General features: G+C 70.6%; 14 protein-coding genes. 5 read left to right on the top strand and 9 right to left on the bottom strand.

Translation table 11 applies throughout. The annotated features are described in order from the left end of the window. The first annotated feature begins 303 nt into the window (after nt 1–303). Nucleotides 304–1,212: a RimK family alpha-L-glutamate ligase gene (locus tag ACFQS2_RS01855; RefSeq protein WP_377792525.1), complete on the top strand. Its 909-nt coding sequence runs from the start codon at nt 304–306 to the stop codon at nt 1,210–1,212. 205 nt (nt 1,213–1,417) lie between these two features. Further along, nucleotides 1,418–2,287, top strand: coding sequence for a zinc metalloprotease HtpX (gene htpX, locus ACFQS2_RS01850; protein ID WP_377792524.1), 870 nt, complete (start codon nt 1,418–1,420; stop codon nt 2,285–2,287). 78 nt (nt 2,288–2,365) lie between these two features. Here htpX and ACFQS2_RS01845 read toward each other — a convergent pair whose 3' ends face one another. From ACFQS2_RS01845 to xylA, 3 genes are all read right to left on the bottom strand, one after another. Further along, on the bottom strand, nt 2,366–2,746 hold the full coding sequence (locus ACFQS2_RS01845) for an MmcQ/YjbR family DNA-binding protein (protein WP_377792523.1): 381 nt from the start codon (nt 2,744–2,746) through the stop codon (nt 2,366–2,368). Between the two features lie 59 nt (nt 2,747–2,805). After that, nucleotides 2,806–4,194 (bottom strand): xylulokinase, encoded by a 1,389-nt coding sequence (gene xylB / locus ACFQS2_RS01840; protein WP_377792522.1) that lies wholly within the window; start codon nt 4,192–4,194, stop codon nt 2,806–2,808. 213 nt (nt 4,195–4,407) lie between these two features. Next, nucleotides 4,408–5,601 carry a xylose isomerase gene (xylA, locus tag ACFQS2_RS01835; RefSeq protein WP_377018671.1) on the bottom strand — a complete coding sequence of 398 codons (1,194 nt, stop codon included), beginning with the start codon at nt 5,599–5,601 and terminating at the stop codon, nt 4,408–4,410. Nucleotides 5,602–5,781: 180 nt separating this feature from the next. Between xylA and ACFQS2_RS01830 the strand changes: the two genes are divergently transcribed. Next, on the top strand, nt 5,782–6,945 hold the full coding sequence (locus tag ACFQS2_RS01830) for an ROK family protein (RefSeq protein WP_377792521.1): 1,164 nt from the start codon (nt 5,782–5,784) through the stop codon (nt 6,943–6,945). A gap of 36 nt (nt 6,946–6,981) precedes the next feature. On the opposite strand, the gene ACFQS2_RS01825 is transcribed toward ACFQS2_RS01830, so the two are convergent. Further along, a complete protein-coding gene (locus ACFQS2_RS01825) occupies nt 6,982–8,025 on the bottom strand; it encodes a LacI family DNA-binding transcriptional regulator (protein ID WP_377792520.1) in 1,044 nt (347 codons plus the stop codon). 227 nt (nt 8,026–8,252) lie between these two features. On the opposite strand from ACFQS2_RS01825, the gene ACFQS2_RS01820 reads away from it, so the two are divergent. Further along, nucleotides 8,253–9,230 carry an acetylxylan esterase gene (locus tag ACFQS2_RS01820; RefSeq protein WP_377792519.1) on the top strand — a complete coding sequence of 326 codons (978 nt, stop codon included), beginning with the start codon at nt 8,253–8,255 and terminating at the stop codon, nt 9,228–9,230. Between the two features lie 147 nt (nt 9,231–9,377). After that, nucleotides 9,378–11,507 carry an alpha-glucuronidase gene (locus ACFQS2_RS01815; RefSeq protein ID WP_377792518.1) on the top strand — a complete coding sequence of 710 codons (2,130 nt, stop codon included), beginning with the start codon at nt 9,378–9,380 and terminating at the stop codon, nt 11,505–11,507. 89 nt (nt 11,508–11,596) lie between these two features. Here the strand turns inward: ACFQS2_RS01815 and ACFQS2_RS01810 are convergent, their stop codons facing one another. The 5 genes from ACFQS2_RS01810 to ACFQS2_RS01790 form a co-directional block, all read right to left on the bottom strand. Beyond that, entirely contained in the window at nt 11,597–12,442 is an 846-nt protein-coding gene (locus ACFQS2_RS01810; RefSeq protein WP_377792517.1) for an alpha/beta hydrolase family protein, read from the bottom strand. Nucleotides 12,443–12,463: 21 nt separating this feature from the next. Beyond that, on the bottom strand, nt 12,464–13,156 hold the full coding sequence (locus tag ACFQS2_RS01805; protein ID WP_377792516.1) for an alpha/beta fold hydrolase: 693 nt from the start codon (nt 13,154–13,156) through the stop codon (nt 12,464–12,466). A 96-nt stretch (nt 13,157–13,252) separates the two neighbouring features. Beyond that, entirely contained in the window at nt 13,253–14,014 is a 762-nt protein-coding gene (locus ACFQS2_RS01800) for a DUF624 domain-containing protein (protein ID WP_377792515.1), read from the bottom strand. 57 nt (nt 14,015–14,071) lie between these two features. Continuing rightward, nucleotides 14,072–16,096 carry a beta-galactosidase gene (locus ACFQS2_RS01795; RefSeq protein WP_377792514.1) on the bottom strand — a complete coding sequence of 675 codons (2,025 nt, stop codon included), beginning with the start codon at nt 16,094–16,096 and terminating at the stop codon, nt 14,072–14,074. 136 nt (nt 16,097–16,232) lie between these two features. After that, nucleotides 16,233–17,891, bottom strand: coding sequence for an extracellular solute-binding protein (locus ACFQS2_RS01790; protein ID WP_377792513.1), 1,659 nt, complete (start codon nt 17,889–17,891; stop codon nt 16,233–16,235). Nucleotides 17,892–17,916: the final 25 nt, after the last annotated feature.

Below are 17,916 nucleotides of genomic sequence, written 5' to 3'. Positions count from 1 at the left end.
TGCCACAGTCCCCGCCTCGCCCTCTGCGTCCGCACTGCACCCCCAGCTGTCCCACCTGCACCTCGAGCACCCCTCTGCGCACCCCCAGGCTGCGCCCGCCTGCACCTGCAACTCCCCATCTGAGCACCCCCTCGATAAGGCCGCTATGGGCCGCGCTGAACGGTCTCAACGAGGGGGTGCTCGAGGAGCCGAACGGCATGTTCGCCGTCACGACCCTCGATGCGCCGTCCTCATCCCGCGGCCGCGATACCCGGCGAGGCCACGTTGCCCGCGGGCGCGGTGCCCCGCCGGTAATCTCGAGCCATGCCCCGCATCGCCATCGTCGTCACCGACGCCGGATTCCGCGTCGACACCGATCCCGAACGGGATGTCACGCCGCTGCTGGAGGCGCTGCTGCGATGCGGCGCCGAGGCGGAGCGCGCCATCTGGCACGATCCCGCGGTGGACTGGTCCTCCTACGACCTCGCCGTGATCCGTACGCCGTGGGACTACGTGCTGCGGGCCGAGGAGTTCGAGGCCTGGCTCGACCGGGCGGGCCGTCTGACGCGGGTGCTCAACGAACCGCAGCTGGTGCGCTGGAACATGGACAAGCGCTACCTCGCACAGCTCGACGCCGCAGGCGTACCGGTCGTGCCCACCACCTATCACCAGGATCTCGAGTCGTTCTCGTCGGCACTGACGGAGCTCGGGGCAACCGGGAGCACCGGAGTGCCGGGCCACGTGGTCGTGAAACCGGCGGTCGGCGCCGGCTCCCTCCATACCGGACTCTTCGGGCATGACGACCCGGCCGCTGCGGAGCTGGCCCGCGTGATCCTGGCCGAGGACGGCGTGGTGATGCTGCAGCCCGAGGTGCCCGAGCTGTCCGAGGGCCGGGAGAAGGCGCTCTACGTGGTCGACGGCCACGTCACGCACGCGATCGCGAAGGGCGCGCTGCTCGCCCGCGGGGGCGGCCTGCGCGGCGGGACCTACCAGGAGCGCCCCGTCGTGGTCGAGACCTCCACGCTCGAGCGGTCATTCGCCGAGCGGGTGCTGGCGGCCGTCTCGGAGGTCACCGGACTGGCCGCGCCGCTGTACGGGCGGATCGACACCGTCGATTCCGCGGAGCACGGGCTGGTGCTGTTGGAGGCCGAGCTCTTCGAGCCCTTCTTCAACCTCCACCTCGTCCCCGACGTCGCGGAGACCTTCGCCGAGGCGATCCTCGCGCGGGCGTGAGCCGCGGGCAACCAGGGGCAGGCCGAACCGCGCGGCAGCAGGTCGCGCGGGCGTGAACCGCGCGGTAGCAGGTCGCGCGGGCGTGAACCGCGCGGCAGCGCGTCGCGCGGGCGTGACCCACGCCGTCATCCCACAGCGAACTCCCTACCGGTTCTGAGCCACCGGATCTATTCTCGATACACAAGCGCATCGAGGGAGGGAGATCGTGGGACGCAGCGTCGGGAACCTGGTCAAGACGGCGGCTCTGATCGGGCTGCTGTGGGGCGTGCTGCTGGCCGTGGGCTGGCTCATCGGTGGCAGCGCGCTGTGGATCTTCGCGTTGATCGGCCTGGTCGGGACCGCCATCAGCTTCTGGAACAGCGACAAGATCGCGATCCGCTCGATGCGGGCCGTCGAGGTCTCCGAGCACGAGGCTCCTGGCCTGCACCGGATCGTGCGCGAGCTGGCCGACCGGGCTGGCAAGCCCATGCCGCGCCTCTACATCTCGCCGGCCGCGCAGCCCAACGCGTTCGCCACCGGCCGCAGCCCGAGCCATGCCGCCGTGTGCTGCACGCAGGGCATCCTCCAGCTGCTGAGCGAACGGGAGCTGCGCGGAGTGCTGGGCCACGAGCTGATGCACGTCTACAACCGCGACATCCTCACCAGCTCGGTCTCCGCCGGCATCGCCGGGGTCATCACCTCCCTCGCTCAGATGGCGCTGTGGTTCGGCGGTCGCGGGCGTGAGGGCGGCGGCGGGATCATCGGCGCGCTGCTGGCGATGATCCTGGCGCCGATCGCGGCGACGCTGATCCAGCTGGCCGTCTCCCGCACCCGCGAGTACGACGCGGACCACGACGGTGCCCGGCTGACGGGTGATCCGCAGGCGCTCGCCTCGGCGCTGGAGAAGATCTCCCGCGGTGTGCAGGCCCGGCCGCTGCCGCCGGAACAGGAGCTCCAGGACAGCGCGCACATGATGATCGAGAACCCGTTCCGGGCCGACGGCGGCCTCGGCCAGCTGTTCTCCACCCACCCGCCGACGGAAGAGCGGGTTGCCCGACTGCGCCGGATGAGCGAGCGGGAGATCCTCGGCGGCTGACAGCGTCGATCGGTCCGCTGGTCTCGGCGCTGCGACGGTCGATCCACCCGCCGGCCTCAGCAGCCCGACGCCCTCACGTCACGGCCCCTCGAACGTCTCCGGGTCGATCGGCCGCCGCGACCTCGGCAGGGAGGCGATCACGAGGCGGTAGGAGTCGGTCACCAAGTCCTCGAGCAGGGCGCGGTCCACGCTGGGATGCGCGCGCACGGTGATCCAGTGCCGTTTGTTCATGTGATAGCCGCGATCGATGCCGGCGATGTTCTCGCGCAGCATCCGCGCATCGTCCGGGTCCGCCTTGAGCACCACGATGGGCTCGCGCTGCAGGAACGCGGCGAACAGGACCATCTTCCCGAGCGCCTTGATGACGTCGTACTCGGGCCCGAAGGGGTGCTCGAGCGCGGTCGCCGGCAGCGAGAGGGCACGCTGGATCGCGGCCTCGTGCAGGTCCTCGGGCTTCATGGCGCCGGGCTCCCCTTCTGCTGGTGCCGTCGGCCGTCCTGCGGGTGCGGCCGGCAGGATCAGGCCCAGTCGGCGGTGCGGTCCTTCAGCTCCCGGTAGGCGGCGAGCACCTCGGGGGTGGGCTCGGCCTCGAGGGTGCGGCTGCCGGTGACCTCCCACGCCGGGGGCTCCTCGGTGCCGGCGAGCGCCCAGGCGGCCTGGCGGGCGGCGCCCAGGGCCACGTACTCCGCGGCCGGGGCGACGGTGACGCCGCGGCCGAAGATGGCCGGGGCCAGCTGCTGGACGGCCTCGCTGCGGGCACCGCCGCCGATCAGCGTGATGCCCGCGGCGGTGGTGCCGGTGACCTCCTCCAGCGCCGTGATGCCGTCGGCCAGGGAGCACAGCAGGCCCTCGATGTAGGCGCGGGCGATGTCCTCGCGACTGGTCGAGGTGGACATCCCGGTCAGGGTTGCCCGGGCGTCGGGCCGATTCGGGGTGCGCTCGCCGTCGAAGTAGGGCAGCAGCGTCACGCCGTGGGCCCCGGGAACGCTGGCCAGGGCCAGCTGCGCCATCTCCTCGTGGGAGACGCCCAGCAGCGAGCGGCCGGCCTCGAGGATCCGGGCGGCGTTGATGGTGGTGGCCATGGGCAGGAAGCGCCCGGTGGCGTCGGCGAATCCCGTGATCGAGCCGGTGGCGTCGTTCGGGCGGGCAGAGCTGACCATGGCGCACACGCCGGAGGTGCCGATGGAGACGGAGACATCGCCCTCGCCCTGGGAGAGTCCGAGGGCGGCGCCCATGTTGTCCCCGGTGCCGGCGGCGATCGCGGCGCCGGACGGGGTGCGGGCCATGACCTCCTGCGGGGTGCCGGGCAGCCGCGGCAGCTCGAGGGTGCGGCCGAGGGCGAGCTCGACGAGGTCGGGCTTCCATTCCTCGGTGCGGGTCGAGTAGTAGGCGGTGCCGGAGGCGTCGCCGCGGTCGGTGAACGCCTCTCCCCCGCCGGCGAGGTGACGGGAGACGTAGTCGTGGGGCAGCAGCACGCTGGCAGCCCGGCGGGCGCTGTCGGGTTCGTTGTCACGCACCCAGCGCAGCTTGGAGGCGGTGAAGGAGGCGACCATGAGGCTGCCGATCTCCTCGACGGAGGCCTCGGGCCCGCCCATCTCCTCGATCAGGGCCTCGGCCTGCGGGGCGGAGCGGGTGTCGTTCCACAGCAGCGCATCACGCACCACCTCGCCGCGCTCGTCCAGCAGCACCATGCCGTGCTGCTGGCCGCCGACGGCGACGGCCTCGGCGCGCTCCAGCAAGGGGCCGGCGGCCTCGTCGACCGCGTCGAGCCAGGCTCGCGGATCGACCTCGGTGCCGTCAGGGTGGGCGGCGCGGCGCTCCTCGAGGACGGCTCCGGTCTCGGCGTCGACGAGCACTGCTTTGGTCGCCTGGGTGGAGGAGTCGATTCCGAGAACGGAGGGGGCCATGAGGGGTCCTTTCCTGCGGCGGTGAAGGCTGCGGCGGTGGAGGCTGCGGCGGTGGAGGCTACGGCGGTGGAGGCTGCGGCGGTGGAGGCTACGGCGGTGGAGGCTGCGGCGGTGGAGGGTGCGACGGCGTGGAGCGAGGGCAGGGCACGGCGAGGGCGGCGCACGCAGCGATCCTACGTGCGCCGCCCCCGGCCGGTCGGGCGCGTCGGCCGATCAGGCGCGGAAGCCCAGCAGGTGCTGCATGGCCAGCTGCTGGAGCCGCACGAAGCCGTAGTTGCGCTCACCGGCGGCGTCGGCGTCGAAGTCCTCGTAGGTGGAGCGGTCCGCGAGGACGTCCTGGAGGGACTCGCCCTCGCCGATGGTGGGCTCGGCCAGCTCGCCGATGCCGGAGTAGGCCAGCGCCTCCTGGACCTCGGAGTCCTGACGGAACGCGAGCGCGCGCTCCTTGAGCATCAGGTACATCTCCATGTTGGCCGCGGCGGAGTCGTACTGGCCCTGCTCGTGCTCGGTGCGCGAGGGCTTGAAGTCGAAGTGGCGGGCGCCCTCGTAGGCGCCGGGCTTGGACGGGAAGCCGTTCTCGAGCAGGTCGACGGTGAAGAAGGCGCTGATCAGGTCGCCGTGGCCGAACACGAGGTCCTGGTCGTACATCGGGCCGTGCTGGCCGTTGAGGTCGATGTGGAACAGCTTGCCGGCCCACAGCGCCTGGGCGAGGCCGTGGGTGTAGTTCAGCGTGGCCATCTGCTCGTGGCCGGTCTCGGGGTTGATGCCCACGATGTCGCCGTGCTCGAGCTGCTCGATGAAGGCCAGCGCGTGGCCGACGGTGGGCAGGAAGATGTTGCCGCGGGGCTCGTTGGGCTTGGGCTCGAGGCCGATGCGGAGGTCGTAGCCCTTATCCTTGATGTAGCCGGCGACGGTGTCGATGCCCTCGGCGTAGCGCTGCATCGCGGCCAGGAGGTCCTTGGACCCGTCGTACTCGGAACCCTCGCGGCCGCCCCACATCACGAACGTCTTCGCGCCGAGCTCAGCGGCGAGGTCGACATTGGCCAGCACCTTGCGCAGGCCGAAGCGGCGCACGGAGCGGTCGTTGGAGGTGAAGGCTCCGTCCTTGAAGACGGGGTGGGCGAAGGTGTCGGTGGTGACCATCTCGATCACCAGGCCGGTCTCGTCGGTGACCTTCTTCAGCTGATCCAGGACCCGCTGGCGCTCCTCGGGGGTGGCGTCGAAGGGGATCACGTCGTTGTCGTGGAACGTGAAGCCCCAGGCGCCCATGTCGGCGAGCTTGCGCACGTGCGCGGTCAGGTCCAGCGGCGGGCGGGTGGCGGCGCCGAACTGGTCCTGGGCCTGCCAGCCGGTGGTCCACAGGCCGAATGAGAACTTGTCGTCACGGGTGGGGGTGGGTGCGGTCATCGTGAGCGCTCCTTCATCGGATCATCGGGCGGACGGCAGGCCCGCCAGGGGTCGTCCCTACGGGATCGCGGCAGGCGTCTCGACCTCGCCGCCAATCCTTAGTAAGTTTCCGTTACTAATCTAGACGTGCGACGCTGTCCGGCACAAGTCGGAGCCCGGGCGGCCAGGAGGAGGAACCGCATGCAGTCGATGCACCTGCGCGAACACAACCTCTCGGAGATCCTGCGGGCGCTCGCCGAGGCCTCCTCCCCCACCTCGCGCGCCGGGCTGTCGAAGCTCACGCGGCTGACCAAGCCGACGGTCTCCAAGCTCGTCGAGGAGCTGGTCGAGGCGCGTCTGGTCCAGGAGGACACTCCCCTCTCCTCCGGGTCCGGGCGCCCGATGGTTCCGCTGCAGCCGGCCGCCGGCACCCTGCTCGCCGTGGGGCTGGAGATCGCCGCCGACCGCATCTCCTGCCTCGGCATCGATCTGGCCGGCGGGACCGTCAGCACGTACACCGAGTACCTCCAGGTCACCGCCACGTCGGTGGATCAGGCGATCGAGGTCGCTGCGCAGCTCGTCGGCCGGGTCCGGGCCGACGCCGGTGCGCTGCCCGTAGTCGGGGTCGTGGTCGCCGTGCCCGGCCGCATCGCTCCGGACGATGGCCGCGTGCTCTCGGCCCCGAACCTCGACTGGACCGAGGTGCCGCTGGTCGGTCGCCTCCAGCAGCATCCTGAGCTGGCCGACCTTCCCGTGCGCGCGCAGAACGACAACCGGCTCTCGGTGCTCACCGAGATCGGCCACCGGCCCGGGGAGTCGTTCATCTACGTGCGCGGCTCCACGGGGGTCGGTGGGGCCGTGGTGCTCGGCGGATCCCTCCTGGACGGCGTGCACGGATGGGCCGGCGAGTTCGGGCACACTGTCGTCGCTCCCGGCGGGGCGCGGTGCCGCTGCGGCCGACGGGGGTGCCTGGAGGCCTACGTCTCCTACCACTCGCTGCTGGAGCGCGCCGGGCTGGGGCAGGAGGTGCGCATCGAGGACCTCGTGGACGAGCTCTCGGCCCGCACCGACCGCGCCGAGGTGATCGGCATGATCGGCCGCTCGCTCGGGCTGGCGGTGGCCAATGCGCTGAACGTCCTGGACCTCTCGACGGTGGTGCTCTCGGGCTATCTCGCCCCGATCGCCGACGAGCTCGCCCCCGTGATCCGCGAGACCGTCGAGGCCCACGCACTCGCCGCCGAGGCCGGGCCCATCTCCATCGAACGCTCCGACGGGGTCACCGACCCCGCCCTGCGCGGCGCGGCACGGGCGGCGCTGCAGCCGGTGTTCGAGGCCCCCGGGCAGTGGATCGAGCGGATGGGCTGAGGGCGGGGAACGGTGGGCGGACGCTCGGTAACGGCGTCAGCTCTCGCCGACCGGTGCGGTGGATTCCCGCTCGATCAGCTGCGTCTCCAGCTTGAACGGGTGAGCGAACAGCCCCGGGTCCGAGGACAGCGCCAGCAGCCGCTCGACCGCCACCTGCCCCATCGAGAACAACGGCTGGCGCACCGCGGTCAGCTGCGGATGCGTCCAGCTCGCGATCATCGTGTCATCGAAGCTGACCACACTGAGGTCCTCCGGAACCCCGATCCCCAACTGCCGCGCCGCCCGCAGCGCCCCCACGCCCAGCGTGTCCGCCACCGCGAAGATCGCCGTCGGCGGCTCCGGCAAGCGCAGCAGACGATCCGCACCGCGCTGACCATCCTCGTAGTCGAAGCTGCCGTGCTCGATCAGGTCCTCGTCGACCGCGATCCCCGCCTGCCCCAGCGCCGTGTGATACCCCTGCACCCGCTGCCGCGCCGGCACCGAATCCTCCGGTCCACCGATCAGCCCGATCCGACGATGCCCCAGATCCAGCAGATGCTGCACAGCCGCCGTACCGCCCTCCCAGTTGGTGGCTGAGATGGCGACGACGCCCTTGGTGCCGGGGCCGATCGTCACCGGGTCGATCGCGATCAGAGGCAGCTCGAGATCCTTGCTCCATCGGGCGTGCTGCGGGCCGATCGGGGAGGTCACCGCGATGAGTCCCTCGATCCCGCGTGCGGAGAGATCGGCCATCTGGGCGCGAGTGGGGCCTGCGTAGCCGTCGGCCTTGGCGTCGACGCTGATCACGAGCAGGTCCACGCCGGCCCGGCGGGCGGCATGCTCGGCGCCCTCGAGCACCTGCAGGGCGTAGGGGCTGGTCAGGGTGTCGAAGTGGATCATCACCGAACGCCGGCGGTCGCTCTCGCGCCGCTTGGGCTGGTATCCGAGGTCGCGGGCCGCGTCAGCGACCTCCTGGCGGGTCGAATCGCGCACGTCGGCGCGCCCGTTCATCACTTTCGACGCCGTCGCCAGGGACACGCCGGCCTTCTCGGCCACATCCTTCAAGGTGACCCGGCCCAGCCGCGCAACGTCCTCTGACATGTCCTGTCCTCATCCTCGCGTCTCGATACGGCCCCACGTCGCCCCCGGCACCCTGGAGGATATCCCGCGCCGGACTGCCTTGACCGGCCACGTCGGGGACTCTAGCCTAAACCCTGAGAGAAAATTCCGACGAATTTTCGGGCACTTTCTGCCATTCGGCGGTCGCACCGATGCGGCCTTCCTGATGACGACGACAGTACCGGTTCACATCGATGTGGAGGCGCCTCGTGGCCCTGTTCGACATGCCCCTCGAGGCCCTGCGGGAGTATCGGCCGGTGCTCGAGGAGCCCGCCGATCTCGACGACTTCTGGCGCGAAACCCTGGACCGGGCTCGCTCCCAGCCGGTGCTGATCGAGGTGGACGCGACCGAGAACGGGCTCTCGTTGGTGGAGACCTTCGACGTCAGCTTCGCCGGTCACGACGGCGCCCCGATCCGCGCCTGGTACAACCGGCCCGCCGGCGTCAGCCATGACCTCCCGGTCGTGGTCGAGTACATCGGGTACGGGGGCGGCCGGGGAGAGCCGCTCGAGCGCCTGGCCTGGGCGTGCGCCGGCTACGCGCACCTGTTGATGGATTCGCGTGGCCAGGGCGCCTCCGGCGCCGGTGGCCACACCCCGGATCCGGTCGGCTCCGGGCCGGCCGTCCCCGGCGTGATGACGCGAGGGATCGAGTCCCCGCAGACGTCGTACCTCACGCGCCTGCTGACCGACGCGGCCCGTGCCGTCGACGCCGCCCGCGCCCTGCCCGGGACCGACGGGCGCGTGGCCGTGGCGGGGAACAGCCAGGGAGGCGGGCTCGCCCTCGCCGCCGCGGGCCTGGTTCCCGACGTCGACGCCCTGATCAGCAACGTCCCCTTCCTGACCCACATCCGGCGCGCCGTGGACATCACCGACGCGAGCCCGTACCAGGAGATCGTGCAGTACCTCTCCGTCCACCGCGGCGCAGAGGAACAGGTCTTCCGCACGCTGTCCTATATCGACGCTCTGCATCTGGGCCGACGGGCCACCGCGCCGGCTCTGTTCTCGGTGGGGCTGCGAGATGTGACCTGCCCGCCCTCGACCGTGTTCGCCGCCCACAACCACTACGGCAGCGCCACCGGGACGCCTCCGGAGCGGGAGATGGTCGTCTACCCCTTCAACAACCACGAGGGCGGCGGGCCCGTCCAGCAGCGCCGCCAGCTGGACTGGCTGCGCGAGTGTCTCTGAGAGTTCGCACTGGCGTGCTTCCCTCCGCCGTCGTCGCCTCGGCGCCGCTGCCGGACCTGGTCGCTGCCGCACCTGATGCGCTGCCGGCACCGCTCCCGGCCCCACCACTCCCCCGCGCCCCTCGCCCCTGATCGTTCGGAGAGCACCGTGAACCACACCGACCAGTCCGACCTTGCAGCGCCCGTCGACCGGTTCGACCACGATCGCCCTGTCGGGGCGGACCTCGCGTGGCTCGGGGCGCACGCAGCGGCGCGCCTGCCGGGCACCGTCGAGTTCCACGCCGACGGTGGCCTGGTCCCCACGCTGCAGGCGGAGGTGGCGCGATTGCGTGCCCTCGCGCCGTCGGGCCGCCCCGCGGCTGTCCTGCATCTGCACGAGGCTGCCGGGGCGCGGGACTCGGGAGTCCCCGACGGGACGGCCGCGCCAGCCGATCCCGGGGCCAGTGACGAAGCCACCGCCGGTACGCAGAACGAGTTCGTGGACGTGCTGGCCGAGCTCGCCGCGGCCGGTCCCGAAGCCTTCGCCCTGCGTTCGGCCCCGGAGCGGATCGACGTGATCGGCGGCGGCGAGCGCGGGCTGCTGTACGGCTTCTACGCGACGCTGCTGGCAGCGCCGCCCGAGCCGACGAGCTCGGCCGGCGCGGGCCAGTGGGAGATCCATGCCCCACGGCACGCGATCCGGATGCTCGATCACTGGGACAACCTCGAGGTCCATCCCGTGATGGGACAGGTCGAGCGCGGCTACGCCGGCGGCTCGTTGTTCTACGAGGATGGCGAGCTGCGGGCGGACCTCGGCCGTGTCGAGCACTATGCGCGGCTGCTCGCCTCCATCGGCATCAACCGGGTCGCGATCAACAATGTCAACGTCCACGCCCGCGAGACGACGCTGCTGACCGAGCGGCTCGACTCCGTCGCCCGGTTGGCGAGCATCTTCCGCGCCCACGGCATCGCGACGTTCCTGTCGGTCTCCTTCGCCTCCCCCATGGTGCTGGGCGGTGTGGAGACAGCCGATCCGCTCGATCCGGCGGTCCAGCGATGGTGGGAGCGCGCGGCCGGTGACGTGTACGAAGCCATCCCGGATTTCGGCGGCTTCGTCGTCAAGGCCGATTCGGAGGGCCAGCCCGGTCCGTTCGCCTACGGCCGTCACCATGCCGACGGGGCCAACATGCTGGGCCGGGCGCTCGCCCCGCACGGCGGCGAGGTGTTCTGGCGCGCCTTCGTCTACAACCATCGTCAGGACTGGCGGGACCGGTCCACCGATCGGGCGCGGGCCGCGCACGACCACTTCGCGCCGCTGGACGGCGCGTTCGACGACAACGTGGTCCTGCAGGTCAAGCACGGTCCACTGGACTTCCAGACCCGCGAGCCCATCTCCCCCGTGCTCGGCGCCATGCCCTGCACGCGTCTGGCCGTCGAATTCCAGGTCACCCAGGAGTACACCGGCCAGCAGAAGCACATCTGCTACCTCGCGCCCTGGTGGCGGGAGAATCTCAACTTCCGCTTCGGTGACAGCAGTGCCCCGACGGTCTCCGACCTGGTCGCGCGCGGTCGCGGCGGCGTGGTCGCAGTCTCCAACGTCGGCGCCGACGAGTTCTGGACCGGCCACCCGCTTGCGCAGGCGAACCTCTTCGCGCTGGGCCGGCAGGCCTGGGACCCGACGGCGAGCCCGACGGGGATCCTGGAGGAGTGGATCCGGGCCACCTTCGGGCCCGCCCCGGAGGTCAGCGAGGTCCTCCACGACCTGATGGACGCATCGTGGCAGCTGTACGAGAGCTACACCGCGCCGCTCGGGGTCGGCTTCATGGTGCGGCCCGGCCACCACTACGGGCCCGACGTCGACGGCTACGAGTACACCCCGTGGGGCACGTACCACTTCGCCGACCGCGACGGGATCGGGGTGGATCGCACCGTCGCCACCGGGACCGGATACGCCGGCCTCTACCCCGAGCCCTGGGCCTCGACCTATGAGGACCCATCCACCTGTCCGGACGAGCTGCTGCTGTTCTTCCACCACGTGTCCTACACGCACCGACTCCGCAGCGGGAAGACGGTCATCCAGCACATCTACGATTCCCGGGCCGACGGGTACGAGCGCGTACTGCGGCTGCGACCGCGCTGGCAGGAGCTGGCCGGGAAGGTTCCGTCGGAACTGCACGACCGCGTCGACGAGCTGCTGGGCGAGCAGGAGCGTTCCGCGCTGGAGTGGCGGGACCAGCTGCGCACCTACTTCTTCCGCGCCTCCGGGATCCCCGACGCCAGCGGCCGGCCCACCTACTGACCACGGCTCCACGGACTGCGGGTGCCGGCGCCTCCGCCGCCGGGCGAATCCTCGCGAGTTCGCCGTGGAGGCCGAGGCGGGTAGTCGGCTCAGCCGAGTGTTCGCCGGAAGAAGGTGATCGACTCCGCCATCACGTCGGCCTTGGCCTGCGGATCGTCGTACTCGGGCATCACGAAGCCGTAGTGGCCGGAGTCCGGACCGCCGACGGTGTCCCCGTCGGCGCCGGGGATCCCACGGGCATACCGCACCCCGTTCTCCTCCGGCGGAGCCTCGGTGTCGGAGGCCGTCCACCGCACCGCCACCGGCACGTCGATCGCGGCGAGGCTCTCGGGCTCCAGCAGGGGGCCCAGCGCCGGGCACAGCAGGAAGCCGGAGCGCACCCGGCGATCACGGTGGTCGCTGCTCGCCCTAGCGGCCCAGTCCTGCACCGTCCCGGCCTCGTCACGGGTACGCAGCTCCTCGGCAAGACCGGGGTACTCGGGAGGTCCGGGCAGGTCGAGGGCGCCCGTGCGCAGCGCCGAGCACACCTCGCGGTCGAGGCGCGCCCCGCAGATCGCCGCCGCCGTGTACCCGCCGAGGGAGAACCCGGCGACGCCGACCGGTCCCCGCACCTCGACCTGGTCCAGAGCGAACGACAGGTCCTGCGGTCGGTCCCACCAGCGCACGAACGCCTCGGCCACATAGGGCTCGACCGAGGTGTTGCCGTGATGATCGACCGCGAGAACATCGAATCCCGCGGCGCAGAGCCCTGCCGCCCACCACGCCAGGTCCTGCGCCTGGCCTCCGGTTCCGTGGGAGAGCAGCACCATCGGCGGAGGCCCCTGCTCGGCACGCCACTCGTGGATCCGTACGGGGCGCGGCCCGTTGTTGCCGTGGGCGCGGCGAGCGGGGTCGGTGAGGGAAGTCGAGGTCGGTGTGCTCGAGTTCGTCGCCATAGTCAGTCTCCGCAGCGGCGCTCAGCGCGCGAGGTCATCAGCGGCACGGGCGAGGAGCCGCGCCAGTTCTGCCGGTGCGCTCAGCATCGGCCAGTGCCCTGAGTCGATGTCGACGAATCTGAGATCCGTAGCCTTCGCCAGTTCGGGGACGTCTCCGGCGCCGATCCACTGCTCGGCCTGCTCGACGCTGAACTCCGGGCAGAACAGCACCACCGGGACGTCGTAGCGGCGCGGGTCGGTGAGCTCGACCCGCGCCTGGGCGACACCGGCGGGCACGGGTATGGCGTTCAGGGCCACATGCTCCTTCGTCGCCTCGTCCAGGTCCGCCGAGTCCGGGCCGGCGAACGGCTCCCATCCTGGGAAGGGCATGGTGCCGTCCTGGATCGGGAAGAAATCGGCGTACGGGGATCCGTCCTGTCCGGGAATGCCTCCGATCATGCCCACCCCGGCCACCTGGTCCGGCCGGGCATCGGCGACCAGCCAGGCCAGTGCCGACGACGCGGAGTGTCCCACGAGGAACGGTTCGCCGTCGGCCGCGTCGACCGCCGCTGCCGCCGCAGCGATCTGGTCCGCCAGCGTCGCCTCGGCATTGCCGTCTCCCTGCCCGGGCAGCGTGAGCGGGACCGCTCGATGGCCCGTTCCCTCGAGGTTCCGGGCGACGTCGTCCCACACCGTCGCGTCCAGCCAGAGCCCGCTCATCAGAATGATGTCCATGGCATGACGGTAGGGCAGCGACGCACGCTCCGCGGCGGGATCGGAGAACTCGTCCGAACCGATCGCGGCAGTGGCCGCCAGGGCGGGCCGGCCTGTTCAGCCAGCTGGTGCACCGTCCTGGCGCGCGTCTCCACCCGCGGCGGTGTCGTCGTCCGCTGCGCTGTCGCCGTCGGTCGAGGCGCTCTCGGAGGCCACGAACTCCGCGCGCAGACGCGCCAGCACCGGCTTCTCCGAGGTCCACACCGCGAACGTCAGCAGCGAGGCGAGGAACAGGAAGGCGTAGTCACCGACGAACAGACTGATCCCCGCCACCAGCACGCCGAGCGAGATCAGGGAGAGCGTTCGCAGCGGCATCGTCAGCAGGGTGAAGACGGACAGACGCAGCGCGTCGACGAGCCGGAACCTGAAGGTCGAGACGATGGAGAGTCCGCGGGCGGCGATCAGCACCACGATCGCCGCCAGGATCGCGAACGCCAGGATCAGCGCGCCGGTCCCTGCGCTGTCGCCATAGGCGATGTTGATGCTGAGCACCATGAGCACCAGGGCGGCCGGTACCCCGACCTTGAGGCTGTCGAGCGCGTTCTGCCTGTATCCGCGCAGGAAGATCCGGACGGGGATGGGGTCGGGATCCTCGGCACGTTTCCGCCAGGCGTACAGGGCGGCCGAGATCGCCGGCAGCGCGAGCAGGAGCGAGGCGAGATACAGCGGGATGTTGCTGGCTTCGCGCGCCAGCAGCAACCACACCACGATCGTCGGCGACGAGGCGAGCACGATCAGCACATCCACGACCAGGAACCAGTAGATGCCCTCGGTCACGCGGGTGAAGGTGGTGCGGTCATCCCGCGTCGGCTCGGTCACGGGGCGTCTCCTCCTCGGTGCGCTGCGTCCGCAGCACGGGGCGCGGTGGCCATGCGATCAGCACCGGGCGCGGGGACGGAGCACCAGGATATCGGCGGGGGCCAGCTCGATCTCGTCACCCTCGGCGATCTCCCGCCCGCTCAGCAGGTCGGTCGCCTCCAGGTGCGCACGGAGACGGCGGGGCTCGCTCGCGTGGTTCAGCACGTGGTGGACCGCCTCGGGTCCTGTGCCGCGGATCGCCAGCTCGACGCCCTCAACGTCGGCGAAGGGACCGAGCAGATCGTGGCGCCGCAGGATCCGGCGGATGACGATGTCGATCCCCTGGTCGTCGAGCACGGTGCCGACGTACCAGGCCTCACCCCGGCCCGTGCGGTGGCGCGTGATGGCGGGCATGCCGGCATAGAAGTCTGCGCCGAAGGTCGCGACGGTCTCGGCGCCGTCGGGCTGGATGAGGTCGAAGACGAGGCTGCCGCCGACTTCCGTCTCGGGGAACTGGACAGGGTTGATGACCCCGACGGGCTGGGCGTCGGTCTCGTCGATGCGGATACCGAACAGACTCGCGAGCGGGCCGGGCACGTCGGCCAGGAACGCGTTGTCGTCCTCGTCGACGCGGCCGGCCAGCACCGTGCTGAGCACGGTGCCACCGCGGCGGGCGACCGCCTCGAGCCTCTCGGCCGTATCACCTTTGATCATGTGCAGCAGCGGCGCGACCACCACGTCGTATCCCGACAGGTCCGCGGTGACCGGGAGGACATCCACCTGCGCCCCGGCCTCCCAGAGAGAGCGGTAGTGGGCGAGCATGACGCGGGGGTACTTGACGTGGCGATTCGGGCCGTCGGAGATCTCGACCGCCCACCACGAATCCCAATCGAACAGCAGCGCCACCCGGGCCGGGGTGCGGGCATCCAGAAGCGTGTCGCCGAGAGCCTCGAACTCGTGGCCGAGCTGTGCGACCTCGGTGAAGGTGCGGGTGTCGGTGCGGCCGGAGTGACCGATGACGGCGCCGTGGTACTTCTCGCAGGCTCCGCGGGAGTGGCGCATCTGGAAGAACAGGGCGGCGTCGGCCCCGTGGGCGACCGCCTGCCACGTCCACAGCCGCATGATCCCGGGCCGCTTGACGGCGTTGACGTCGCGGCTGGCGGTCGTCGACGGCGTCTGCTCCATCAGCCAGAACGGCTGGCCGCCCTTGAGCCCGCGCATCAGGTCATGGGCCAGGGCCATCCGTGGCGCCGCGGTGTCGGGATCGGGCGGGTAGTTGTCCCAGGAGGCGAAATCGAGGTGCTCGGCCCACCGGTGATAGTCGACGGGTCGGAACAGGCCCATGAAGTTCGTGGTCACGGGCTTGTCGGAGTGCTCTCGGATCGCGTTCTTCTCAATCAGGTAGGAGCCCAGCAGGTTGTCCGAGGTGAAGCGGAGGTAGTCCAAGGTGATGCCCTGGAATGCCGTGTGGTCCGGTCCTCGCCAGTGCTCCGAGAGGGCGCTGGGAGGGACGATCTGCTCGAAGTCCGTGAAGCGGTGGGACCAGAACGTGGTGTTCCAGGCGTGGTTCAGCGTCTCGAGGTCGCCGTACTTCTCCCGCAGCCAGCGGCGGAACTCGGCGGCGCACAGCTCGCAGTAGCAGGCACCGCCGTACTCGTTGGCGACGTGCCAGGCGATCACGCAGTCACGTTGTCCGTAGCGTTCGGCGACGCGGCGCGCAAGCTCCCCGGACAGCCGTCGGTGTGCCGGCGAGGAGGGGCAGAAGTTGTGCCGCTGTCCGTAGAGGTGCCGCCGTCCCTCGAAATCGGTGCGGGTGACCTCTGGATATTCGTGGGCCAACCATGGCGGCATGCCGCCGGTTCCGGTGGCCAGGCACACCTGGCGCCCTTCCGCCTCGGCCTTGTCGATGATCCGGTCCAGGACCGTGAAGTCGTAGGTCTCCTCGGCGGGCTGGGTCAGCGACCAGATGAAGACGCCGACGGTGACGGTGTCGATGGCTGCCAGGTCGAAGGCTCGGTAGTCCTCCTCCCAGATCTGCTCGGGCCACTGCTCGGGGTTGTAGTCGCCGCCGTAGCCGATGCGGGTCAGCGGAGGGAGGGGCATGGAAGGGAGCTCCTGGGGTCGCGGGGACTGCGGGACAGTGCGGACGCAGTGCGGACGGACCGGCGTTGCCGGTCCGAGGGCGGGTCGACGGGACGGGGCCGGCCGCTGCGCGTGGCAGCGGCCGACCCCGATCGCCTCAGCCGTTCGCTTCCTGGTAGCGCTGGTAGGCGCCGTTGACGATGTCGATGTACGAGGTCATGTTCTGGCCCTCGAGCTCCTCGACGTAGGCGTCCCATTCACCCAGGTCGCGCTGGCCGGTGATGAAGGCAAGGGTGTTCTGCTTGGCGTAGTCGGTCAGCGCCGTCTGGTAGAGCGAGGCCTGCTCCTGCTCCGACTCGTTCAGCGGCGCGGGCGGCGGCGGGTCGATCAGCGTCTTGTCCGCCATGCGCTCCTGCCAGGCGACCTCCTCCTCGGGGATGAGGGTGCGCACCAGCTCGTCGGAGGATCCGTGCTCATGCAGGAACACGCCGTTCATGCACCCGAAGTCCACGCGCAGATCCTTGGTGCCGTCCGGGTTCAGGCCCAGCCAGTCGACGTCGTCGGCCAGCACGCGCTCCTCGCCGTTGCGGGTGAAGGTCTCGCCCTCCACGCCCCACTTGCCGAACTCGAGTCCCTCGTCGGAGTAGTAGTTCCAGTCCACCCACTGCATGATCGCGACGAAGGTGTCCTTGTCCAGGATGTTCGAGTTGAACATGACGCCGCTCTGGACGCGACGGCCGCCGAAGACGTCGCCCGCCGGGCCGGAGGGCACGCGGATCTTCTCGAAGCGGTAGTTCCCCTCGCCCACGGTGCTGTCCAGCGCAGTGCGGGAGGTCTCGATCTCCTGGAAGTTCGTGGTCATCGCGTAGGAGGACTCCTGGCCGAGCTTCTGCATCGCCGGGTCGTCCTCCTGGGTGAAGGACTCCGCGTCCATCAGCCCGTCCGAGACCAGGCCGGCGAAGTACTCGACCATCGCGCGGTACCCCTCGGTCGCGCCCGGGAACACGAAGGCGCCGGCCTCCGCATCCCACTGGCTCGCGGACAGGCCCCAGCCGCCGACGGTGCCGAAGGTGGGCGCGGCGAGCTGCAGCAGCGCATCCCCCTTCCAGCGGTCGGAGAACACGTAGTTGCCGCCCTTGGCGTCCTTGATGGCCTCCAGGGTCTCGCGGAACTCGTCCCAGCTGGTGGGTTCGGACAGACCGAGCTCCTCCAGCACGTCCATGCGCAGGCCGACGGTGTAGTCGGGGCGGGCGGACTGCAGCAGACCGGGCAACATGTAGAACTTGCCGTCCTCCTGCCGCAGCGAGTCGATCTCCTTCTCCAGTCCCCAGTCGGCGACCTTCTGCTGGAAGTTCGGCAGCAGATCGAGGTAGTCGCTGACGGGAAGGATCGCGCCCGAGGCGACGTACTGCGACTCCTGGCCCGGATAGGTCACGGGGATCACCGAGGGGGCGTCCCCGGCCCCGACCAGCAGGCTGCGCCGCTGCTCGAAGTCGCTCAGGGGCGCGGTCGTCATCGCGAATGTGACGTTGTTGCGCTCCTCGGTGGTGGTCAGCACCAGCCAGTCCTCGTTGAGCGGGTAGGCGGGGTGGTCGCGGTAGAGCATGTCGATCTCGAGCGGCTCCGTGGCGACGAAGGTGGTGCCGACGTCGTAGTCGTCCATCGCGCCCACGCGCTTGTCATCGAGATTGGCCGGCTCACCGCCCCCGGAGCCGGATTCGCCCCAGTCGTCGTCCCCGCCCCCGCAGGCGCTCAATCCGGTCGCGACGAGTCCCACTGCGAGCCCGCCGACGAAACTGCGTCGTTTCATTGCCATGATGCAGACCTTTCTGATGTGGATC

This window comes from Brachybacterium sp. GCM10030267 (assembly GCF_042666875.1).
GTDB lineage: Bacteria > Actinomycetota > Actinomycetes > Actinomycetales > Dermabacteraceae > Brachybacterium.
Note: the sequence above shows the minus strand (reverse complement) of the source record. Positions and strands in the feature narration are given on the sequence as shown.